A 21,462-nucleotide genomic window follows, 5' to 3' on the forward strand; every position below is an offset into this window, starting at 1 on the left:
CCGGGGGAGGGGTCTCCTCCCCCTAGCGCAGCGGCGCCACCACCAGCGCCTTGGCCCGCGGCGCCAGCGGCCCATCGACCATCCGCGCCCCCGCCGGCCCCGCGACCAGCCGCAGCACCCGGTCATGGTGCCGCACCAGCCCGTCACGGTGGCCGATCGAGACCAGGGTCGAGCCCACCAGCTCCACCGCGAAGAGGCCCATCAGCGCCGCCTGGCCGGCCTCGTCCACCGCCGAGGTCGCCTCGTCCAGCAGGATCCAATCCGGCCGGTGCAGCAGCAGCCGGGCGAAGCCGATGCGCTGCTGCTGTCCCAGGCTGAGGCTGCGGTCCCAGCGGCCCTGCTCGTCCAGCCGCCCGACCAGGGCCGGCAGCCCGCAGCGGATCAGCGCCGCCTGCACCGCCGCATCGGCGAACCGGCCGGCCGGCGCCGGGTAGCTCACCGCCTCCCGCAGGGTGCCGAGCGGCAGGTAGGGCCGCTGCGGCAGGATCATCATCGCCTCGCGCGGCGGCACCCGCACCCGGCCGCTGCCCCAGGGCCAGAGCCCCGCCGCGGCGCGGAACAGCGTGCTTTTCCCGGTGCCGCTCTCGCCCTGGATCAGCACCCGCTCGCCGGCGCGGATCACCGCGCTGGCCTCGGCGACAAGCACCGCCCCGTCGGGGCCGCGCAGCTCCAGCCCCTCGAAGGCCAGCACCGCGGCGCCTTCCTCGACCGCGATGCCGCCGGCGGCGCCGAGCGCCTCGGCCGCGTCGAGGCTGTCCTCGAGCGCCACGATCCGCTCGACATGGCTGCGCCAGTCGGCCAGCCGCGGCCAGTTCTCCTGGAACCAGGAGAGCGACTTCACCACCTCGACGAAGGCCTGGGCGAGCTGCATCAGCGCGCCGAGGGTCAGCGCCCCGGCGAAGTAGACGGGACTCGCCAGCAGCAGCGGCACCACGGCGGCGACCATCCCGTAGCCCGAGCCGAGCCACATCAGCTGCCGCTCGGTCCGCAGCAGCTCGTGCATGGTGCCGACCACGCGGGCGAAGGCGCCACGCAGCCCGGTCGCCTCGTCCCGGCCGCCGCGGATCAGCGCCACCGCCTCGGCGCTCTCGCGCAGCCGCACCAGGGCGAAGCGATGGTCGGATTCGGTCTGGTTGCGGCGGATGTTGATGTCGACCAGCGGCCGGCCGATCAGCCAGGTCAGCGTCCCGCCGGCCAGCGCATAGACCACCGCCACCAGCACCAGGCTGCCCGGCACCGCGACGCCGCCTAAGCGCACCACGCTCGAGAGCACCCAGAGCACCCCGGCGAAGGAGACCAGGGTCAGCACCGCGTGCAGCAGGCCGGTCGCCAGGTCGACCGCCATGACCGTCGCCCAGCGGGTATTCTCGCTGATCCGCTGGTCCGGGTTGTCGGCGGCATCGGGCAGCAGCCCCATGCGGTAGTGGCAGGCATCGGCCAGCCAGCGCTCCTGCAGGTGGTGCACCAGCCAGCGGCGCCAGCGCAGCGCCAGCATCTGCCGCGCCCAGAGCTGCGACACCGCGATCGCCATGCTGAGGGCGGCCAGCAGCAGGAACAGGCCGACCTGGCCGCTGCTCTGCACCGGGTCGCGCTGCTCGAGCGCGTTGAAGAAGTCCCGGTGCCAGAGGTTCAGCCGCAGCTGGGTGCCGATCTGCGCCAGGGTCAGGACCAGGGTGGCGGCGGTCAGTCCCCAGGCGGCGGCACGCTCCTCGGAGGCATACCAGCCGCGGGCCATGCGCCAGGTGCGGCGGAACGGGCCTTGGGAAGAGGTCGGTTCGGCCACGCCAGTACTCCCATGCAATGCAGCATTGCAGGGATATACAAAACGATGTGAGGTTTGCTACTCAAATGGGGCGGAAATGGGGCATCGCTGCCCCGACTGTGACATTCGTGATGCTACATCGTGGCGCCGAGAACCCAGGGCGCGAACTCCGCCCCGCCGAAATCGAAGGACTCGCTCTTCGTCCGCTCGCCGCTCGCGGTCCGCAGCATCTGCCGGAAGATCCGCTCGCCCACCTGCTGCACCGTCTCCTCGCCGGTGACGATGGTGCCGCAGTTGATGTCCATGTCCTCCGACATCCGCTCGTACATCACCGAATTGGTCGCCAGCTTGATCGAGGGTGTCGGCTTGCAGCCGAAGACGCTGCCGCGGCCGGTGGTGAAGCAGAGCAGGTTGGCCCCGCCCGCCACCTGCCCGGTCGCCGCCACCGGGTCGTAGCCGGGCGTGTCCATGAAGACGAAGCCCTTGGCAGTGACGGGCTCGGCGTAGCGCACCACCTCCACCAGGTTGGTCGAGCCGCCCTTGGCCATGGCGCCAAGCGACTTCTCGAGGATGGTGGTCAGCCCGCCCAGCTTGTTGCCCGGCGACGGGTTGGCATCCATCTCCGCTCCCTCGCGCTCGCAGTAGCGCTCCCACCAGTGCATCACGTCGACCAGCTTCTGGCCGACCTCGGGGCTGACCGCGCGGCGGGTCAGCAGGTGCTCGGCGCCATAGGTCTCCGGGCTCTCGGACAGGATCACGGTGCCGCCGTTCTGCACCACCAGGTCGCTGGCGACGCCGAGCGCCACATTGGCGGTGATGCCGGAATAGCCGTCCGAGCCGCCGCATTGCAGCGCGACGCACAACTCGCTGACCGGCACCGTGGTCCGCCGCACCGCGTTCGCCTCGGCCACCACCTCGCGCACGAAGTCGATCCCGGCCTGCACGGTCTTCCGCGTGCCGCCCATCTCCTGGATGTCCATGTTGCGCAGCCGGCCGGAGAGCTTCTGCTCCTCCAGCAGCCCGCCGATCTGGTTGACCTCGCAGCCCAGGCCGATGGCGATGACGTTGCTGAAGTTCGCATGCCGGGCGAAGCCGCCGAGGGTCCGCCGCAGCAGGGTCAGCGGCTCGCCCTGGGTCATGCCGCAGCCGGTCTTGTGGGTCAGCGCCACCACGCCGTCGACGTTCGGCCATTCCGCCAGCGGGTCCTCGCCGGTCAGCGGGTTGCGGCGGAAGGCCTGGGCGATCAGCTCCGCCACATGCGCCGAGCAATTCACCGAGGTGACGATGCCGATGTAGTTGCGCGTCGCCACCCGGCCATCCGCCCGGCGGATGCCCTGGAAGGTGGCGGGCTCGGCCGCGTAGACGGTCGGCTTCGCGTCGACGCCCCAGGCATAGTCGCGGGAGAAGTCGCCCATCGCCAGGTTGTGGGTATGCACCCACTGCCCGGGCGAGACCGGCTCGGTCGTGAAGCCGATGATCTGGCCGTAGCGCTTCACCGCCTCGCCCGGCGCATGGAAGCGCACCGCCACCTTGTGCCCGGCCGGGATGCGGGCGGTGGCCACCACGTTCGGCGCCACCGGCGTGCCCGGCGGCAGCACCTGCCGGGCGATGACCACGCCATCCTCGGGGTGCAGGGCGATGACGGGCGGCTGGGTGACGGCGTCCATGGATGGGGGCTCCCTTTGGCCGGCATCCTACCGGATAACGCCGGCGCCTTGGTACCCGGCTTCAGGGCCGCGGCGCGGCCGGGGCGAGCGCTTCCAGGATCCGGCACTCGGCGACGATCCCGTGGCCGCATTGCCCGATCAGCGCATCCAGCTCCGCCCGCAGCGCCGCCAGGTCGGCCAGCTTGCGGTCGACCTCGGCCAGGTGGTCGCGGGCGATGGCATCGACCGCCGCGCAGGACCGCTCCCGCTGGTCGGCGAGGTCGAGCAGGGCGCGGACCTGCTCGATGCCGAAGCCGAGGCTGCGGGCGCGCCGGGTGAAGACCAGGCGCTGCAGGTGGGCCGCGGTATAGGCACGGTAGTTCCCCGCCGTCCGGGGCGGCGAGGGCAGCAGGCCGATCGTCTCATAGTAGCGGATGGTCTCCGCCGTGGTCTCGGCGGCGCGCGCCAGTTCCCCGATCTGCATCATCCGGCCCTTGACCCTGTAGCGACTGCAAGGTCTACCACCCCGGCCAGCGCAACGCACCCGAGGTGTCCGCATGGCCTGCTGTCACGATGCGACCTGTTCCGCCACCGCCGATCCCCTGGCGCTCGACAGCCCCGGTTGGCGACGGGCGTTGTGGATCGCCCTCGTCGTCAATGCCGGCTTCTTCCTGGCCGAGATGGCCGCAGGTGCCGCCGCCGGCTCGGCCGCGCTGCAGGCGGATGCGCTGGACTTCTTCGGCGACGCGGCGAATTACGGCATCAGCCTCGGCGTGGCGTCGATGGCGCTGGCCTGGCGGGCGCGGGCCGCGGCGGCCAAGGGCGCCACCATGCTCGCCTTCGCCGTCTGGGTGCTGGGCAGCACCGTCTGGCACGCGACGCAGGGCACCTTGCCCAGCGCCGAAGTCATGGGCGTGGTCGGCATCGCCGCCCTCGTCGCCAACGCCGCGGTGGCGCTCATGCTCTATCGCTACCGCGCGGGCGACGCGAACATGCGCTCGGTCTGGCTCTGCTCGCGCAACGACGCCATCGGCAATGCGGCGGTGGTGCTGGCGGCGATGGGGGTCTTCGGCACCGGCACCGGCTGGCCCGACGTGATCGTCGCCGCGATCATGGGCGGGCTCGGGCTCTGGGGCGGCTGGCAGATCATCGGCCATGCCCGGGCGGAGCTGCGCCCGGGTCCCGCCGGCCGCGTGCTGGCCGCGGGATAGCGGGGCGGCTCAGGCCGGGTCCTCCTCCTCCACCAGCGCCAGGCGGCTCGGCAGCAGCTCGCCCCGCCGCTCCAGCAGCGGATGCGCGACCACCGCCAGGTGGCCGCCGACCCGCCGCAGGTCGCGCACCGCATCGAGCAGCAGCCCGGCCGCGCCGCCGCCCTCGGCGATGCCCAGCGCGCCGGCCTCGGCCAGTCGCCGGGCGGCGTCCCGCTCGGCCGTCCGCAGCCCTTCCTTGCCGCGCACCAGCCGCCGTGCCGCCTCGGCATCCGCCATCATGAAGACCGCGATCGCCAGCCGCAGCTGGTCCAGCAGGGTCCCGTGCAGCGCCGCGATCTCCCGCGCCGGCTCCGCGCCGAGCGTGACGCCGCGCCGCAGCCGCTTGGCCGCATGCCGCACCAGGTCGCGCTCGACCACATCCGCCGCATGTTCCAGTGCGATGGCGAAGGCCTGCACCTCGGCCAGCCGCCGCCGTTCCTCCTCGCCCAGCGCCTCCTGGGGGATGCGGGCGAGGTAGCCATGCACCGCCCGGTGCAGCCCATCGACCACGTCGTCCATCCGGCCGATGGCCCGTGCCGCCTCGCGGTCCTGCCCGCGGAAGGCCTCGGCCGAGCCGCGCAGCATGGCCTCCAGCTGGTCGGCCATCCGCAGCACCTCGCGCGCCGCATTGGCCAGCGCGACCGAGGGCGTCGCCAGCGCCGCCTCATCGAGGTAGCGCGGCGCCGCGGCATCGGCCGACGCATCGCGGTCCGGCAGCAGCCGCCGCACCAGCGCGGCGAGGCCGGGCAGCAGCGGCAGCGCCAGCAGCCCGGTCGCCAGGTTGAAGGCGAGATGCGCATTGGCGACCAGCCGGGCCGGCGCCGCATCCAGCGCCAGCAGCCAGCCGGTCGCCTGCGGCAGCAGCGCCAGCACCGCCGCGCAGCCGACCAGCCGGTTGATGAGATTGCCCGCGGGCACCCGGAGCCGCGCCCGGTCCTCGCGGTCGCCGCCCGCTTCCAGCAGCGGGTTCAGCGCGCTGCCGAGGTTGGCGCCGAGCACCATGGCGACCGCCGCCTCCGGCGCCACCGTGCCGCTGCCCGCCAGCCCGGCGACGAAGAGCACGCCGGCGACGCTGGAATGCGCCGCCCAGGCGACCACGGCGGCCAGCAGCAGGTTCGGCAGCGGCAGCGCGGCGACCGCCCCGAGCAGGGTCCGCAGGGTGGGGGAGGCCTCCACCGGCGCCATGGTCGCCACCATCTCGTGCAGCGCCAGCAGCATCAGCCCGAGGCCGATGGCGACCCGGCCGAGGTCGCGCACCTGCTGCCGCCGGCCGCGGCGGAAGGCCAGCACGCCGGCCAATACCAGCGCCGGGGATATCGCCGTCACGTCGAAGGACAGTAGCTGCACGATCAGCGCGGTGCCGACATTGGCGCCCAGCATCGCCGCCAGCGCCGGCGCCAGCGCCACCGCCCCGGCCGCGGCGAAGGAGCCGACCATCAGCGCCGTCGCGGTGCTGGACTGCAGCGCCGCGGTCACCCCGAGCCCGGCGAGGAAGGCCCGGCCGCGGCTGCCGAGCGCGACGCCGAGGGCCTGCTGCAGCCGGCTGCCGAAGGCCCGCTGCACCCCGCTCTGGACCATGTGCAGGCCCCAGAGCAGCAGCGCCGCCTCCCCGGCCAATTCCAGCAGCAGCCGTGCCTCCGCCATGCCAGCACCCCCGTGGTCCCAAAGACCCAGGATAGCGCAAAGCGTCCGGATGTCCCGCCCGGCGTGCGCCGGCGGGACCGGCCCGTGTCAGCCGGCGAGGTCGCCCGACCGGCAGAAGCGCACCCCCGCCGCCGCCAGCCGCGCCCTGGCGGCGGCGATCGTGTCGCCGCCCGTGGGCAGCGGCAGCCCGATGCCGCGGCAGGCATCCTCGACGACGACCACCGCGAAGCCGAGCCGGGCCGCATCCTCGGCCGAGAAGGCGACGCAATAGTCGGTCGCCAGCCCGCAGAGGAACAGCCGCCGCACCCCGCGGGCCCGGAGCCAGGCCTCGAGCCCGGTCGCGGTCGCCCGGTCGTTCTCGAAGAAGGCGGAGTAGCTGTCGATCGCCGCGCGGAAGCCCTTCCGCACCACCAGCTCGATCCGCGACTGGTCGAGGCCGGGGTGCAGCGCCGCCTCGGCGCTGCCCTGGATGGCGTGGTCCGGCCACAGCGTCTGCGGCCCGTAGGGGAAGGGAATGCTCTCGAAGGGCTGCCGCCCGGGATGCGCCGAGGCGAAGGAGGCATGTCCCGGCGGGTGCCAGTCCTGGGTGGCGAAGGCATGGGCGAAGGGCCCGGCCAGCAGCCGGTTGACCGCGGGCACCACCGCATCGCCATCCGCGACCGGCAGCGCCCCGCCCGGCATGAAGCAGGGCTGCACATCCACCACGCCGAGCATGTCGGCCTCGGGGTCGATCACCAGCGCCATCATCGCCTCCCCTGGCAGCAGCCCTCATGCCTGAGTGCCAACATACTGAAATACCACAATTTTGTTGCGGCCCCCCGGCATCCCCATGGCAAGCTTCGCGCTGCAACCACGGAGGACTCGCCTGCCGAACGGCGGTGCATCAGCGAAAGGCCAGCGAAAGGATACCCGCGTGCTGCAGACCCTGGAACGCTTCGTCCACATCCCCGACTGGCGGCTCACCACCGCCGAGATCCTCTATCACATGCCCGACCATCCCGGCGTGCTGCAGACCTTCGTCTGGCAGAAGATCGACCGGGCCCCGGTCTTCCCCGAGCTGTCCAAATTCCTCGAGTTTTGGCGCCGCGAGATCGAGGGGCCGCTGCATTCCGTCCGGGTCGCCTCGCCGGCGCTGATCCGCCCGACCGAGCTGCGCTACGCCGACGGCCAGTTCGTCCTGCACTGAGTCCACCGGCAGACCCGGCGCGGGGCCGGCCTCACTCCTCCAGGGCCCGCCCCGCCCGGTGCCGCCGCAGCAGCCAGAAGCCGATCCCGACCGAGCCCAGCAGCAGCAGCGCCGAAAGCCCGAGCTGCCAGGCCCCATCCACCCGCACGCCCTTGCCGAGCAGCGCGAAGACCAGCGTCTGCGGCAGGTAGCCGATCGCCGAGGCGGCGAGGAAGGGCAGCAGCGGGATGCTCGCCATCCCCGCCAGCAGGTTCAGCGCCAGGTTGTTGCCGACCGGGAGCAGCCGGAGCGCCACGGTGGCCTCGAAGGGGCTGGCCGCCAGCGCGTCCCGCAGCGGCCGCAGCCGCCGGCCGAAGCGCCCGGCCAGGCGCCGCTCCGCCCAGCCGCGGCCGACCATCAGGGCCCAGCCGTAGGACAGCGCGCAGCCGGCCAGCTGCCCGGCCAGCGCCAGCCCGGTGCCCGCCACTGCCCCGAAGGCATAGCCGCCGAGGAAGGCGATGCCCTGCCGCGGCGCCCCCACCGCCGTCGCCACGCTGCCGAGCAGCAGGAAGATCGCCTCCCCCCACAGCCCCTGGCCGCGGATGTTGCGGTCGACCCATTCGGTGCCCAGCGCCGCGCCCAGCCAGCGCAGCAGCAGCCCGGAGGCCACCAGCCCGGCCGCCAGCAGCAGCAGCTTGGCGATGGCCCTGGTCCTCGGGCTCACGCCCCCGGGCCATCCGCATCGGTGGACTCGACGACCGGCCGCGCCCCGCGCCGCTGCAGCCAGGCGACGCCCATCAGGTCGAACAGGCTCACCGCCAGCCGGTCCAGCGTGCCGTAGTTCGAGGCGCCGCGGGTGCGCGGCCGGTGGTTCACCGGCTCGCTCACCACCGTCCCGCCCTGGCGCAGCACCAGCGCCGGCAGGAAGCGGTGCATGTGGTCGAAGTGCGGCAGCGCGAGGAACAGGGCGCGCGGGAAGACCTTCAGCCCGCAGCCGGTATCCGGCGTCGCATCGCCCAGCAGCCGGGCGCGGATGCGGTTGGCGATGCGGCTCGAGCGCCGCTTCACCCAGCTGTCCCGCCGGGTCACCCGGTGGCCGGCGACCAGCAGCATCGCCCCGCCGGCCTCGGCCCGGGCGAGCATGCGCGGGATGTCGGCCGGGTCGTTCTGGCCGTCGCCGTCGAGGGTTGCGATCCAGGTGCCGCGCGCCGCCCGCACCCCGGTGATGACCGCGGCGGACTGGCCGCAGCTCGCGCGGTGCCGGAAATGGCGCAGCGGCGCGCCCGCCGCCGCCGCCCGCAGCGCCGCCGGCGTCGCATCGGTGGAGCCGTCGTCGACATAGACGATCTCATGCGCGACGCCGGCCAGCGCGGCCTCGATCTCGGCGACCAGGGGCGCGATGTTCGGCGCCTCGTTGCGCACGGGGATCACGACCGACAGGAGGGGTGTTGGGGTCGTGCCGGGGGCAGGGTGCATCGCCGCGGTGCGGTAGCAGCCGGTGCCGCCAAGGGCAAGCCGCGGCCCCGGGTGCCCTGCTGCTGCGCGTGCCGCGCGGCGCTTCGCTTGATGCCGGATCGGCCCGGCCTGCCTATACTGTATCCATGCCCTTCGATGCTCCCTCCCGGACCCCCTCCCGCGCCCGGGCGATGCCGCGCGCCATCGCCCTCTGGCTGCTCGCCGTGGCCGGCATGGTCTGGGCCATGGTCGCCATCGGCGGCGCCACCCGGCTGACCGGCTCGGGCCTCTCGATCATGGAATGGGCGCCGCTCTCGGGGGCGCTGCCGCCGCTGTCGGCGGCGGAGTGGGACCGGCTCTACCAGCTCTACCGCGGCATCCCGCAATACGCGCTGGTCAACCAGGGCTTCGGGATCGAGGGCTTCAAGCAGATCTTCTGGCTGGAGTGGATCCACCGCTTCTGGGGCCGGCTGATCGGCCTCGCCTACGCGCTGCCGCTGGCCTGGTTCTGGCTGCGCGGCCGCATCCCGGCCGGGCTCAAGCCGCGGCTGCTCGGGCTGCTGGTGCTGGGCGGGCTGCAGGGCGCGGTCGGCTGGTTCATGGTCGCTTCGGGCTTCGAGGCGGACCGCACCGCGGTCTCGCCCTATCGCCTCGTCATGCACCTCGGCCTGGCGCTGCTGCTCTTCGCGGCGCTCACCTGGACCGGGCTGGCGCTGCTGCGGCCGCGGCCGGCGGTGGCCGAGCCGGCCTTCGGCGGCCTCCGCCGCCAGGTGAAGGCGGCGGCCTGGCTGCTGGTCGGAGCCATGCTGGCGGGCGGCTTCGTCGCCGGCAACCGCGCCGGGCTCGACTACAACACCTTCCCGCTGATGGCCGGACGGCTGGTGCCCGAGGGCTACTGGGGGCTGCAGCCGGGCTGGACGAATCTCACCACCAATATCGCCACGGTGCAGTTCAACCACCGCCTGCTGGCGACCCTGGCCGGGCTGGCCGCGCTGGGGGCGGCCTTCGCCGCCTGGCGCCGGCTGCCGCCCGGCTTCGCCCGCAGCGCCTGCCTCGGCCTCGGCGCCGCGGTGCTGCTGCAGTACGGGCTCGGCGTCGCCACCCTGCTGGCCATGGTGCCGGTCTGGCTCGGCACCCTGCACCAGGCCTGCGCCGTGCTGGTGCTCGGGATGGCGCTGCTGGCGCTGAACGGGCTGCGCGGGCCGGAGCGGCGGCATTGAGCAGGACCGCCGCCGGGCCCGGCATGGCCGGCGAGGCGGCGCTCCTCGCGCATCCCGTGCTGGCCGCCCTGCGGCAGGGCATCGCGGTGTTCGATGCCGCCGCCCGGCTGGTCGCCGCCACCCCGCGCGCCGTCGCCCTCGGCGAGCTGGACCCGGCGCCCGGCGCCCCGCCCGCGACCCCCGAGCCCGGCCAGGCCCGCATCCGGCCGGACGGCACGGTGGTGGCGGTCACCTCGGACCCCCTGCCGGATGGCGGCTGCGTCGTCACCTACACCGACGTCACCGCGCAGGCCGCGGCCGAGGCGGCGCAGCGCGCGGAGGCCGGCCAGCTGCGGGCGACGCTCGATGCCCTGCGGCAGGGCGTCGCGGTCTTCGGGCCGGACCGGCGGCTGGTGGTGATGAACCGGCTGGCCCGGCGCCTCAGCGGCACCCCGGAAGGCTTCCCGCTGCCCGGCGCGCGATTCGACGAGGTGGTCGATGCCCAGGCCGCCTCCGGCCTGTTCGGCGAGGGCGCCGCCGGGCTGGCGGAAGCGGCCCGCATCAAGCGGCTCGATCGCCGCCAGCCCATCCGCTACCAGCGCGCGACCCCCGGCGGCGAGGTGATCGAGGTCACCTCCGACCCGACGCCGGACGGCGGCTTCGTGCTGAACTTCATGGACATCACCGCCCGCGCCCAGGCCGAGGCGGCGGCGCGGGAGAGGGCCGGGACCCTGGCCGCGGCGCTGGACGCCATGCGGCATGGCTGCCTGATCTTCGACCCGGACCGGCGGCTGCTGGTCGCCAATGCCCAGGTCGCCGAGATCTGCGGCCTGTCGCCCGGGGATCTCGTCCCCGGCTGCAGCCGCGAGGCGTTCCTCCGCCTGCAGCTGGCCCGCGGCCTCCTGGGCGAGGGCGCCGCGGGCGAGGCGCGGCTGCGCGAGGTTCTGGCCCGCGACCCGCGCCAGCCCGGCAGCGAACGCCGCCGGCTGCCGAACGGCCGCTTCGTCGAGATCCTCTGGGCGCCGACCGAGGCGGGCGGGCAGGTGGTCACCTTCGCCGACATCACCGCCCTCGCCACCGCCAAGGCGGCGGCGCGGGACCATGCCGCCCTGCTGCAGACCATGCAGGATTCGATGCGCCACGGCATCGCCCTGTTCGGCCCCGACGCCCGCCTCCTCATGGCCAATTCCCAGGCCGCCGAGCTGGCCGGGCTGCAGCCGGGCGACGTCGTGCCTGGCATGGCGGTCGCCGCGCTCAATGCCATCCGGCTGCGGCGCGGCGTCTTCGCCTCGGCGGCGGCGGCGGCGGCGGCCAGCGCCCGCGACCGCCGCACCCCGCACCGGTCCCGCCGCACCCTGCCCGACGGCCGGGTGGTCGAGGGCGCCTCCGACCCGACCCCGGACGGCGGCTTCGTCCTGACCTGGACGGATGTCACCGCGCTGTCCCGCGCCGATGCGGCGGCGGCGCAGCGGGCCGCCACGCAGCAGGCGATGATCGAGAACATGCGCACCGGCGTCGCGCTCTTCGGCCCCGGCCGGGAGCTGCTGGCGGCCAATCGCCTGGCCGAGCAGATGGTCGGCTACGAGCCCGGGGCGCTGCGGCCCGGCCGGCGGCTGGACGAGCTGGTGGCGGCCCAGGAGGTCGGCATGTTCACCGGCGACGCCGCCCTCGACCGGAGCTACCGGACCCTGGCGGTGGAGGCCGACCGGTCGCGCCCGCTGCGCTACACCCGGCCCTCCCGCGACGGCCGGGTGCTGGAGGTCGCCTCCGACCCGATGCCGGACGGCGGCTTCGTCGTCACCCTCTCCGACATCACCGCCCTGGCCCGGGCCGAGGCGGAGGCCAAGCAGCGGGCGGCCATGCTGCAGGCCGCGCTCGATACCATGCGGCACGGGATCATGCTGTTCGGGCCGGACCGCCGGCTGCTCGCCTCCAATGCCCTGGCCCGCGAGATCGGCGGGCTGCAGGCGGAGGAGCTGCGGCCGGGCATCCTGCTCGAGGACCAGCTTCGCCGGCAGCACGCCCGCGGCATGTACGGGCCGGGAGCCGAGGGCGACGGCAACCTGGCCCGGCTGCTGGCGGCGGATCGGGGCAGGCCCTGGCGGCGCACCCGGCGGATGCCCGACGGCAAGGTGGTCGAGGTCTACAGCGACCCGACCCCGGACGGCGGCTTCGTCGTCAGCTTCACCGACGTCACCGCCCGGGCCCTGGCCGAGGCAGATGCGCGGCAGCGCGCCGCCACCCTGCAGGTGACCCTGGACAACGTGCGGCACGGCATCGCCATGTACGGGCCGGACCGCCGGCTGCTGGTCGCCAACCGGCTCGCCGGGCCGCGGCATGGCCTGGACGACCTGCACGGCCGGGCCGGCGTGGCCTTCGACGCGCTGGTCCGCGAGCAGCAGGCGCTCGGCCTCTTCGGGCCGGAGCCGGAGGCGGCGCGGACCGCCGCCGAGTTGATCGGCATCGACCGCTCCCGGCCGATCCGCTACCGGCGCCGGATGCCGGACGGGCGGGTGCTCGACATCGGCTCCGACCCCACCCCGGATGGCGGCTTCGTCGTCACCACCTCCGACGTGACCGACCTGGAGCAGGCCAAGGCCGAGGCCTCGGAGCGGGCCGCGGTGCTGCAGGTGATGCTCGACAACCTGCGGCACGGCATCCGCTACTTCGGCCCGGACCACCGACTGATCGCCTTCAACAACCTGGTCGACGCGCTGACCGGGAATGCGCCGCAGGCGCTGAGGGTCGGCATCGGCTTCGAGGCGCTGCTGCAGTGGCAGGCCGAGCAGGGGATCTTCGGCGATGCCGAGGCGACCGCGGCGGCGCTGCGCATGGGCCATACCCTGAACCGGGGCGTGCCGGCGCGCTACGTGCGGCGGACGCCGCAGGGCCGGATCCTCGAGGTCACCTCCAGCCCGACGCCGGACGGCGGCTTCGTCGTCATCCACGCCGACGTCACCGAGCTGCTGGAGGCCCAGGGCGCCGCCGCGGACCGGGCGGCGCTGCTGCAGGTCATGCTGGACAGCATGCGCCACGGCATCGCGCTGTTCGACCGCGACTGCCGGCTGCTGACGGCCAATGCGCTGGTGGCCGAGCTGATCGGCATCCCCGCCGCCGCGCTGCGCCCCGGCCGGCAGGCGGCCGAGCTGCTGCGGGAGGCGGTGGAGGCCGGGATGATGACCGAGGCGGCGCTGCAGGCGGTGCTGGAGGAGGCGCTGGAGGAGGGCCCCACCCGGCCGTCGCGGCGCAGCCGGCAGCGGCCGGACGGCCGGGTGATCGAGGTCTTCTGCGACCCGACGCCGGACGGCGGCTTCGTCGTCACCTACAGCGACGTCACCGCGGTGACCCTGGCCGAGGCGGCGGCGCGCGAGCGCGCCGGCATCCTGCAGGTCATGCTCGACAACATCCGGCACGGCATCTGCTACTACGGCGCGGACCGCCGGGTGATCGCGGCCAATGCCCTGGCCGCCGAGCTGGCCGGACATCCGCCGGGGGCGCTGCGCCCGGGCCGCAGCCTCGACGCGCTGGTCGAGGAGCAGCTGGCGCTGCAGGTGCTGGGCGGCGACAGCGCCGCGGTGGCGCGGATGGCCCGCGAGATGGACCGCAGCCTGCCGGCGCGCTACGTCCGCCCCTGTCACGACGGCCGCATCCTCGAGGTCACCTCGGACCCGACCCCGGACGGCGGCTTCGTCGTCACCTCCTCCGACATCACCGCCCTGATGGATGCCGAGCAGGCGGTGCGGCATCGCGCCGACATCCTCCAGGCCATGCTGGAGAACAGCCGCCAGGGCATCATGCTGTTCGACCTCGAGGGCCGGGTGGTGGCGGCCAACGGCATGGCCGCCGCGCTGAACGGCCTGCCGCCGGAGGCGCTGCAGCCGGGGCGGCACATCCACGCCATGATCGCCGACCAGGCGGAGGCCGGCTACTTCGATGCCGAGGTGCTGGGCGAGGCGCTGTCGCTGGTGCCGCGGGACCGGCCCTGGCCGGTGCCCTATACCCGGCAGCGGACGCTGCAGCATGGGCGGATCATCGAGGTCACCACCGACCGCGCCGGCGAGGCCGGCTATATCCGCAGCTACCGCGACATCAGCGACGAGCAGCGGGCGCGCGCCGAGCTGGAGCGGGCGCGCGACGCTGCCGAGGCCGCCAACAAGGCCAAGTCCCGCTTCCTGGCGACGATGAGCCACGAGCTGCGGACGCCGCTGAACGCCGTCATCGGCTTCTCCGAGGCCTTCATGGTGGACCGCGACCCGGTGCGCGGCCGGGACTACGTGCAGTCCATCCATGAGGCGGGGCGGCACCTGCTCTCGCTGATCGACGACATCCTCGACGTCACCCGCTCGGAGACCACCGGCTTCGCCGTCGTCGAGGGCCGGGTCGACCTCGGCGCGCTGGCCGGGGGCGTGGTGCGGGTGATGCAGGCGACCGCGGCGACCGCCCAGGTGGCCATCCAGGCGGCGCTGCCGGCGATCCTGCCGCTGGTCCGGGCCGACGAGCTGCGGCTGCGCCAGGTGCTGCTGAACCTCGTCGCCAATGCGGTGAAATTCACCCCCGCCGGCGGCACGGTGACCCTCGGCGCGGCGATCGAGCCGGGCGGCGACCTGCTGCTGCGGGTGTCCGATACCGGCATCGGCATGGCGGCCGCCGACATCCCCCGCGCCTTCGAGGCCTTCACCCAATTGGATTCATCGCTCTCCCGCCGCTTCCCCGGCTCGGGGCTCGGCCTATATCTGTCCCGGGCGCTGGCGGAGGCCCAGGGGGCCACGCTGACCCTGGAAAGCGCCCCCGGCGCCGGCACCACCGCGGTGCTGCGCATCCCCAAAGCCCGCCTGCTGGCCGATTGATTGGAGCCACCCCATGCCGCTCGACACGCCGCTCTCGGTCACCGACCGCCTGTTCTTCGCCGACGACCAGCTCGACCGCGCCGGGACGGAGGCGCTGGTGCAGTCAGCCCTGGCCGGGGCCGAGGACGGGGAGCTCTTCCTCGAGTACTGCGAGAGCGAGGGCATCTCGCTCGACGACGGCCGCATCCGCTCCGCCACCTTCGACGCGACGCGGGGCTTCGGCCTGCGCGCCGTGGCCGGCGAGGCCGCCGGCTACGCCCATTCCGGCGAGATGACCGAGGCGGCGCTGAAGCGCGCGGCCGAGACGGTCGGCGCGGTGCGGCAGGGCTATTCCGGCACGCTGGACCTGGCGCCGCGTGCGACCAACGCCCGGCTCTACGGCGACGGCAACCCGCTGACCCTGCTCGACTTCGGCGCCAAGACCGCGCTGCTCGGCGAGATCGACGCCTTCGCCCGGGCCCGCGACCCGCGGGTGAAGCAGGTCATGGCCTCGATCTTCGGCGAATGGCAGGCGGTGCAGATCATCCGTGCCGACGGTACCCGCGTCGCCGACATCCGCCCGCTGGTGCGGCTCAACGTCGCGGTGGTGGTCGAGCAGGACGGCCGGCGCGAGACCGGCAGCCACGGCCTCGGCGGGCGGTTCGAATACGGCCGCATCCTGACCGAGCAGGTCTGGCACGGCGCGGTCGACGAGGCGCTGCGCCAGGCGCTGGTCAACCTCGACAGCGTCCCGGCCCCGGCCGGGGAGATGGAGGTGGTGCTCGGCCCGGGCTGGCCCGGGATTTTGCTGCACGAGGCGATCGGCCATGGGCTGGAGGGCGACTTCAACCGCAAGAAGACCAGCGCCTTCGCCGGCCTGCTCGGCCAGCGCGTCGCCTCGCCGGGCGTCACGGTGATCGACGACGGCACGATGCCGGACCGCCGCGGCTCGCTCACCGTCGACGACGAGGGCACGCCGAGCCACCGCACCGTGCTGATCGAGGACGGCATCCTGGTCGGCTTCCTGCAGGACCGGCAGAACGCCCGGCTGATGGGCATGGACCCGACCGGCAACGGCCGCCGCCAGAGCTACGCCCATATCCCGATGCCGCGGATGACCAATACCGTCATGCTCGGCGGAACCCATGCGCCGGAGGAGATCCTGCGCGGGGTCAAGAAGGGCCTCTACGCCGTGAATTTCGGCGGCGGGCAGGTCGACATCACCTCGGGCAAGTTCGTCTTCTCGGCGAGCGAGGCCTACCTCATCGAGGACGGCAAGCTCGGCGCGCCGGTGAAGGGCGCGACCCTGATCGGCAACGGGCCGGACAGCCTGACCAAGGTGACCATGGTCGGCAACGACATGGCGCTGGACGCCGGCATCGGCACCTGCGGCAAGCAGGGCCAGGGCGTGCCGGTCGGCGTCGGCCAGCCGACCCTGAAGCTGGCCGGGCTGACGGTCGGCGGGACCGCCGTGTGAGCATCCGCCCGGCGCGGGCCGGGGAGGCGCCGCGCCTCGCCGCCATCGTCGAGGCGGCCTATGGGCCCTGGGTGCCCATCGTCGGGCGCCGGCCCTTCCCGATGCAGGACGACTACGCCGCCCGCATCGCCGCCGGCCAGGCCTGGGTGCTGGAGGATGCGGGCGCCATCGCCGGGCTGGTGGTGATCGAGCGGGAGGCGGATCACCTCCTGCTCGACAACATCGCCATCGACCCGGCCCGGCAGGGCCGCGGCGACGGCCGGGCGCTGCTCGACTTCGTCGAGGCGGAGGCGCGGCGGCTCGGGCTGGCCGAGGTGCGGCTCTATACCAACCTGCTGATGGAGCGGAACATCGCGCTCTATGCCCGCCGCGGCTACGCCGAGACGGGGCGGCGGCAGGAGCAGGGCTTCGCCCGGGTCTTCATGGCCAAGAGCCTCAGCGGTTGCGCCGCCAGAGCTCCTCGCTGAGCAGGGCGGCGAAGCCGATCCAGCCGGCGTAGGGCACCGCCAGCAGCGCGGCGGGGCGGTCGACGTGGCGGGCGGCCTCGACATAGGCGGCGGCATTGGCGGTGGTCAGCACCGCCTCGGCGGTGGCGGCACCGCGGTCCCGGCGGCCGAAGCCGAGCCACATCCAGAGCGCGTTCAGGACCTGGATGCCGAACCAGTGGCCCAGCGCCCGGTCGCGGGCCGGCGACTTCGGCGCGTTCCAGATGCGCCAGCCCGAGAGGGTGAGGGCGCCGTAGAGCGGTAACCAGACCACGAAGGCGGCATCGGGCGGGTTGAAGGGCGGCTTCTCCAGCCGCTTGTAGTCGGCGCGGATGCGCGGGTGGTTGGGCGAGGGCGAATAGCGCGCGGCCACCAGGGCGGAGGCGAGCACCGCCCCGGCGGTGACGGCGAGGCCGAGGCCGAGGTCCCGGTCGCTCAGCGGGCGGGCGTTGCCGGGCTTGGCGATGCGTTGGATCAGCGCGTTGGGGATGAGGTCGCCGGGCATCGGGTGGTCTCCGCCGTTCGGGCGAGAAGCGCCTAGCCTCGGGGGCGGTTCCCCGGCCGCTCAATTCGGCTCAATTTCCCTCAATTCCGCTCAATTCGGCTCAACCGGCTTCGCCTAACCCACTGATATGGCATGATTTTGGTCGCGGAATTGAGGAATTGAGGGTTTTACCGGCCACCCGCCGCCGGGATGCCGTAGGCAGGTATTCCTATAAACCGCCTTCCGCCAATTGGCAAGCCCGGCCTGTCCGGGCGGGCCATGCCGCGATGCGGCGGTCGATCAGCCGCTCGACCGCGCCGGCGATCGCCTGCACCGCGCGGCGCTTGTAGGGGTAGAGCCCCGGCCGGTCCCAGCCATGGACGATCATGCCGGTCTCGACCTCGAACAGCACCAGCCGCCCGTCGGGCAGCAGGCCGCAGTCGATGCCGCAGTAGTCGAGGCCGATGCGCGCGGCGATGCCCTGCAGGGCGCGGCGCGCCGGGGCCGGGAAGGCCGCCGCGAAGTCGCCGAGGAAGCGGGCTTCCTCGGCCCGCTTCCAGGGGGCCAGCTCCATGCGGGCGTTGTAGTACCAGATGGTCCAGTCGTCGTGCACCGCCAGGTGGCAGGGCCAGGGCTCCCCGTCGACCAGGATGATGCGGTACTTGCGCCAGTGGCCGTCGGCGCTGCGGTAGTCGACGAAGGGGGCGAGGTGGCAGCGCGCCGCCTCGGTCCGGCGGAGGTAGGCCGCCAGCGCCGCCGGCCCGTCGAGCCGCGCGAGGCCCTGCCCGGCGTGCGAATGCTCCGGCCGGATGATGACCGGCCAGTCGAGCGCCGGCCCGGCCTCGAGCGCCGCGCGGTCCAGCAGCGCCTGCGGCGGCACCACCGCATCGGCCAGGCCGCGCAGCCGTTCCGCCACGCCCTGGCGGGAGAGGGCGGCGATGCCGGCGCCGCTGTTGATGACCGGCACGTCCAGCGCCGCGGCCAACCGGTCCGCGGCGGCCAGGGCCTGATGGTGGCGGGGATCCTCGGCGATGGCGATGAAGACGCAGTCGAAGGCCGGCGGCGGGCCGGCGAAGGCGGCGGCGGGGTCGCGCAGCACCGTCGCCGGATCGGTCAGCCAGAGGGTGTGGAGCTCGATCTCGGGCGCCTCCAGCAGGGCGCCGAGCGGCAGGTTCGCCTGGAAGTCGCCCGGCGCCGCCAGCGCCAGGATGCGGCGGCGCGGGGCGGGGCTGAAGCGGGTGGTGACGGGGTCCTCCCGCAGCGCCGCGCGCAGGGCGCGGGCGGCGGGGTCCGGCTCGCCCAGCACCTGGCAGACCTCCCAGAGCAGGTACTGCGCCCGCCGCCGCTCGGCCGGGTCCTCCGCCGCCCGGTCCAGCACGGCGCGGGCGGCGCGCCATTCCTCCCGCGCGACGTAGTCGAGGGCGCGGCCGAGCAGCGGGCCGGGGGGCAGGCGGTCGCGGTCCCGCGGGCCGAGGGCGGAGTGGACGTAGCGGTCCATGGTCTGGCGAAGTCCCCCCCTGCGGCGATGCCCGGCCCGGAAGGGCCGGCGCCGAGGCTGGGGCAGGGAGGTGGAGGAAGCCTTAAGCCGGCCGTCGCCGCGCGCTCAGTCGGTCAGCCGGTCGACCGGCGGGATGCGCCGCAGCACCAGCCGCTTCAGCAGCACCGGCACCCCGAGCCCGAGCGCCATGGCGACCGCGACATGCAGCGGGAACCAGGCCTCGGTCCAGCCGATGCCGCCGGCGATCAGCACCGCCTTGCCGCCGCCGATCGCCAGGGTGTTGAAGAGGTAGATCGCCATGGCGTAGCGCCCGAGCGCCAGCGGCCATTGCCAGGCCGAGACCGGCGGCCGGCGGATGGCGCCGTGCAGCGCCGGGATGCAGAGCAGGCCGCAGAGCACCATCGACCAGCGCGCATCGAGCCATTCCAGCTCGGCCGCGGCGATGCCGAGGGCGAAGGCCGCCCACCAGAGGGGTTGCCAGGCCTCGAAGGCCGGCAGCATCCGCCCCTGCCGTTCCGCCACCCAGAGCCCGGCGGCGAAGAACAGGAAGTGGCTGGCGAAGCGGTCGAGGTAGACGAGGGGCGGGACCTCGAGGAATTGCAGCGCGAGGCCGAGCAGCACCAGCCCGGTGCTGCCGAGGCGCCGCAGCAGCAGCGCCACGATGGTGCAGAGGAACAGCACCAGCAGGTACCAGACCGAGAGGGCCGGGCTACGCGCCGTGGTGAGGAAGAGGTCACGCAGGCCACCCCCCAGCCCCTCCGGCGGGTTGTCGACGTAGACGAGCTGCAGCGCCACCAGCTTGGCGGCGAGGATGAACAGCCCGATGCCGAAGAACGGTACCAGCAGCCGGACCGCCCGCTTGCGCAGCGCCGCCGGCCAGGCCGGCGGGGCGGTCGCCAGCAGCCCCGAGAGCACCACCACCGTGCCGCTGAGGTAGAGGAAGAAGGGCATGTGGAAGCGGTAGATCGCGAAGCGCACCGGCTCGTACCAGGTGTTGCCCTCGGGGGCCTGCTGCGCCACCACATGGCCGAAGACGACCAGCAGGATGGCGATGCCGCGGGCACGGTCGAGGTCGAGCCGGCGTTCCCGCGAACGCGGGACCGCCGGGCGGGAGGCGCCCTGATCCATGCCGCTCACCCGGGCCTTGGCTGGCGCCAGGTAAGGGTATCGGCGGCATGGCGGACGCTGCCGCGGCCATGCGGGGTCTGGCCGCGCAGGCCCTGCTTCGCCTCGGCCCGGCCGCGGGCGAGGATGGCCCCGAACAGGCAGAACTGCATGACCGAGGTGGTGGCGATCAGGGTGTTGTCGAAGCCGCTGTGGAGCAGCACGCCGGCCAGGGCGGCGCGCAGCACCAGCTTCTCGGCCGGGGCGAGGTTGCGCGAGCCGCCCCAGATCCAGGCGATCAGCGCGATGAAGATCAGGGCGCAGCCGATGATCCCGCCGTCCACCGACAGCCGCAGGTACTCGTTGTGCGCGGCGGTGCTGCCGAGCAGCTTGATGAGCGGGTCGTCCGGATTGACGAGCAGCTTGCCGGCGCCGAGGCCGAAGCCGAACAGCGGCCGGGCCTCGATCGCCTCGATGAAGTAGGGCCACATCAGGTCGCGGCCCGAGCTGCTGCTGCCCTGGTCGACGAAGCGGCCGAGGGCGAAGACCAGCACCGGGCCGAGCAGCAGCAGGCCGGGGACCATGCTGCCCATGACCAGGTCGACCTTGCGCTTCATCGGGAAGAGCTTGTTGTCCGAGAGCAGGAAGATGCAGAGCATGAAGAGGATCACGGCGCCGAGCGGGGCGCGGGCCTGGGTCGCCAGCAGGATGGCGAGGTTCATGCCGGCGATGATGATCCAGCGCAGCTTGAAGCCGCGCAGGTACTCCAGCATGGCGGCGAAGATGGCGGTGCTGCAGAAGCCGGCGAGGAAGGGCGCGGTATGCATGCCCTGGAAGCGGCCGAGCAGGTCCATGGCGGGGTAGAGCCCGGCGACCGTGGTCAGCAGGCTGGTGAAGGCGCTGATGATCGGCACCAGCGTGGCGCCGCGGATGACGGTGGTCCAGATCCGCTTCGGCGCCATGGCGAAGGCCAGCACGAAGGGCGCGGTGGAGCCGATGAAGCTCCGCACCATCTCGGCGTTGCTGACGATCCGGCCGATCGGCAGGATCACGATGCTCATCACCGCGATGACGGTGAAGGCGAGGAAGGGCCAGTTGATGGCGCTGGCCGGGCCGTAGCGGATGAGCAGCGCGCCGGCCAGGGCGAAGGGCACCACCTTGACCACCGCGGCGCCGAGCGCGGCGGTGGCGCCGCCCGAGCCCGCGAACATGCCGCCGTCGAGCTGGATGTCGAGACCGATGCCGTAGGTCAGCACCAGCAGGGCGACGATCGCCTGCGGGAACTGGTACATCGCCAGCGCGCCGAGGGTGAGCACCATCAGCGGCAGCAGCAGCAGCAGGTATTCCGGTTGCAGCAGCGCGAAGAGCAGCATGCCGGCGGCGCCGCAGACGGCGATGAGGACCTGCCCGGCGGGCGATGTGAGTGTGAGCATGCGGCGCGTCTTGTCCCACAGGGCATCCGGCCCG

The 21,462-nt window shown here is 73.8% G+C and carries 17 protein-coding genes; 6 read left to right on the forward strand and 11 right to left on the reverse strand.

Annotated features, from left to right (window positions below):
- Window positions 1-22: 22 nt before the first annotated feature.
- The 3 genes from QWZ14_RS12680 to QWZ14_RS12690 form a co-directional block, all read right to left on the reverse strand.
- Entirely contained in the window at window positions 23-1,783 is a 1,761-nt protein-coding gene (locus QWZ14_RS12680; RefSeq protein ID WP_290317034.1) for an ABC transporter ATP-binding protein/permease, read from the reverse strand.
- Between the two features lie 113 nt (window positions 1,784-1,896).
- Complete coding sequence (locus QWZ14_RS12685; RefSeq protein WP_290317035.1) at window positions 1,897-3,429, reverse strand: UxaA family hydrolase; 1,533 nt, start codon at window positions 3,427-3,429, stop codon at window positions 1,897-1,899.
- Between the two features lie 61 nt (window positions 3,430-3,490).
- Window positions 3,491-3,895: a MerR family transcriptional regulator gene (locus tag QWZ14_RS12690; protein ID WP_290317036.1), complete on the reverse strand. Its 405-nt coding sequence runs from the start codon at window positions 3,893-3,895 to the stop codon at window positions 3,491-3,493.
- A 70-nt stretch (window positions 3,896-3,965) separates the two neighbouring features.
- Between QWZ14_RS12690 and QWZ14_RS12695 the strand changes: the two genes are divergently transcribed.
- Window positions 3,966-4,619, forward strand: coding sequence for a cation transporter (locus tag QWZ14_RS12695; protein ID WP_290317037.1), 654 nt, complete (start codon window positions 3,966-3,968; stop codon window positions 4,617-4,619).
- Window positions 4,620-4,628: 9 nt separating this feature from the next.
- Here the strand turns inward: QWZ14_RS12695 and QWZ14_RS12700 are convergent, their stop codons facing one another.
- Together QWZ14_RS12700 and pncA are read right to left on the reverse strand one after the other, a co-directional pair.
- On the reverse strand, window positions 4,629-6,302 hold the full coding sequence (locus tag QWZ14_RS12700) for a Na/Pi cotransporter family protein (protein ID WP_290317038.1): 1,674 nt from the start codon (window positions 6,300-6,302) through the stop codon (window positions 4,629-4,631).
- Window positions 6,303-6,389: 87 nt separating this feature from the next.
- A complete protein-coding gene (gene pncA / locus QWZ14_RS12705; RefSeq protein WP_290317039.1) occupies window positions 6,390-7,046 on the reverse strand; it encodes a bifunctional nicotinamidase/pyrazinamidase in 657 nt (218 codons plus the stop codon).
- Between the two features lie 169 nt (window positions 7,047-7,215).
- On the opposite strand from pncA, the gene QWZ14_RS12710 reads away from it, so the two are divergent.
- Window positions 7,216-7,488, forward strand: coding sequence for an usg protein (locus QWZ14_RS12710; RefSeq protein WP_290317040.1), 273 nt, complete (start codon window positions 7,216-7,218; stop codon window positions 7,486-7,488).
- Window positions 7,489-7,519: 31 nt separating this feature from the next.
- On the opposite strand, the gene QWZ14_RS12715 is transcribed toward QWZ14_RS12710, so the two are convergent.
- Together QWZ14_RS12715 and QWZ14_RS12720 are read right to left on the reverse strand one after the other, a co-directional pair.
- Window positions 7,520-8,191, reverse strand: coding sequence for a TVP38/TMEM64 family protein (locus QWZ14_RS12715; protein ID WP_290317041.1), 672 nt, complete (start codon window positions 8,189-8,191; stop codon window positions 7,520-7,522).
- Complete coding sequence (locus tag QWZ14_RS12720; RefSeq protein WP_290317042.1) at window positions 8,188-8,943, reverse strand: glycosyltransferase; 756 nt, start codon at window positions 8,941-8,943, stop codon at window positions 8,188-8,190. The genes QWZ14_RS12715 and QWZ14_RS12720 overlap by 4 nt, the downstream gene beginning before the upstream one ends.
- A 125-nt stretch (window positions 8,944-9,068) precedes the next feature.
- Between QWZ14_RS12720 and QWZ14_RS12725 the strand changes: the two genes are divergently transcribed.
- From QWZ14_RS12725 to QWZ14_RS12740, 4 genes are read left to right on the forward strand one after another with little or no spacing between them, the layout of a single operon-like run.
- Window positions 9,069-10,142, forward strand: coding sequence for a COX15/CtaA family protein (locus QWZ14_RS12725; protein ID WP_290317043.1), 1,074 nt, complete (start codon window positions 9,069-9,071; stop codon window positions 10,140-10,142).
- Window positions 10,139-14,968: a sensor histidine kinase gene (locus tag QWZ14_RS12730; protein WP_290317044.1), complete on the forward strand. Its 4,830-nt coding sequence runs from the start codon at window positions 10,139-10,141 to the stop codon at window positions 14,966-14,968. Before QWZ14_RS12725 ends, QWZ14_RS12730 begins: the two co-directional genes overlap by 4 nt.
- 13 nt (window positions 14,969-14,981) lie before the next feature.
- Window positions 14,982-16,424: a metalloprotease TldD gene (tldD, locus tag QWZ14_RS12735; protein ID WP_290317045.1), complete on the forward strand. Its 1,443-nt coding sequence runs from the start codon at window positions 14,982-14,984 to the stop codon at window positions 16,422-16,424.
- On the forward strand, window positions 16,421-16,891 hold the full coding sequence (locus QWZ14_RS12740; protein WP_290317046.1) for a GNAT family N-acetyltransferase: 471 nt from the start codon (window positions 16,421-16,423) through the stop codon (window positions 16,889-16,891). Before tldD ends, QWZ14_RS12740 begins: the two co-directional genes overlap by 4 nt.
- Here QWZ14_RS12740 and QWZ14_RS12745 read toward each other — a convergent pair.
- The 4 genes from QWZ14_RS12745 to QWZ14_RS12760 all read right to left on the reverse strand — a co-directional run bounded on the left by QWZ14_RS12745 (window position 16,860) and on the right by QWZ14_RS12760 (window position 21,428).
- On the reverse strand, window positions 16,860-17,414 hold the full coding sequence (locus QWZ14_RS12745; protein WP_290317047.1) for a TspO/MBR family protein: 555 nt from the start codon (window positions 17,412-17,414) through the stop codon (window positions 16,860-16,862). The genes QWZ14_RS12740 and QWZ14_RS12745 overlap by 32 nt on opposite strands.
- A gap of 208 nt (window positions 17,415-17,622) precedes the next feature.
- The gene (locus QWZ14_RS12750; RefSeq protein WP_290317048.1) at window positions 17,623-18,891 is read right to left on the reverse strand and encodes an ATP-grasp domain-containing protein; all 1,269 of its coding nucleotides are present in this window, start codon (window positions 18,889-18,891) and stop codon (window positions 17,623-17,625) included.
- 105 nt (window positions 18,892-18,996) lie between these two features.
- Complete coding sequence (locus QWZ14_RS12755; protein WP_290317049.1) at window positions 18,997-20,019, reverse strand: acyltransferase family protein; 1,023 nt, start codon at window positions 20,017-20,019, stop codon at window positions 18,997-18,999.
- A gap of 5 nt (window positions 20,020-20,024) precedes the next feature.
- A complete protein-coding gene (locus QWZ14_RS12760) occupies window positions 20,025-21,428 on the reverse strand; it encodes an O-antigen ligase family protein (protein ID WP_290317050.1) in 1,404 nt (467 codons plus the stop codon).
- Between the last annotated feature and the right edge of the window lie 34 nt (window positions 21,429-21,462).

The organism is Paeniroseomonas aquatica (assembly GCF_030409335.1).
GTDB classification, from domain to species: Bacteria; Pseudomonadota; Alphaproteobacteria; order Acetobacterales; family Acetobacteraceae; genus Belnapia; species Belnapia aquatica.

Coding starts and splice junctions, on each gene's coding strand:
- QWZ14_RS12755 (WP_290317049.1), bottom strand. CDS start 20,019: ATGGATCAGGGCGCCTCCCGCCCGGCGGTCCCGCGTTCGCGGGAACGC.
- pncA (WP_290317039.1), bottom strand. CDS start 7,046: ATGGCGCTGGTGATCGACCCCGAGGCCGACATGCTCGGCGTGGTGGAT.
- QWZ14_RS12690 (WP_290317036.1), bottom strand. CDS start 3,895: ATGATGCAGATCGGGGAACTGGCGCGCGCCGCCGAGACCACGGCGGAG.
- tldD (WP_290317045.1), top strand. CDS start 14,982: ATGCCGCTCGACACGCCGCTCTCGGTCACCGACCGCCTGTTCTTCGCC.
- QWZ14_RS12745 (WP_290317047.1), bottom strand. CDS start 17,414: ATGCCCGGCGACCTCATCCCCAACGCGCTGATCCAACGCATCGCCAAG.
- QWZ14_RS12760 (WP_290317050.1), bottom strand. CDS start 21,428: ATGCTCACACTCACATCGCCCGCCGGGCAGGTCCTCATCGCCGTCTGC.
- QWZ14_RS12750 (WP_290317048.1), bottom strand. CDS start 18,891: ATGGACCGCTACGTCCACTCCGCCCTCGGCCCGCGGGACCGCGACCGC.
- QWZ14_RS12700 (WP_290317038.1), bottom strand. CDS start 6,302: ATGGCGGAGGCACGGCTGCTGCTGGAATTGGCCGGGGAGGCGGCGCTG.
- QWZ14_RS12685 (WP_290317035.1), bottom strand. CDS start 3,429: ATGGACGCCGTCACCCAGCCGCCCGTCATCGCCCTGCACCCCGAGGAT.
- QWZ14_RS12725 (WP_290317043.1), top strand. CDS start 9,069: ATGCCCTTCGATGCTCCCTCCCGGACCCCCTCCCGCGCCCGGGCGATG.
- QWZ14_RS12695 (WP_290317037.1), top strand. CDS start 3,966: ATGGCCTGCTGTCACGATGCGACCTGTTCCGCCACCGCCGATCCCCTG.
- QWZ14_RS12720 (WP_290317042.1), bottom strand. CDS start 8,943: ATGCACCCTGCCCCCGGCACGACCCCAACACCCCTCCTGTCGGTCGTG.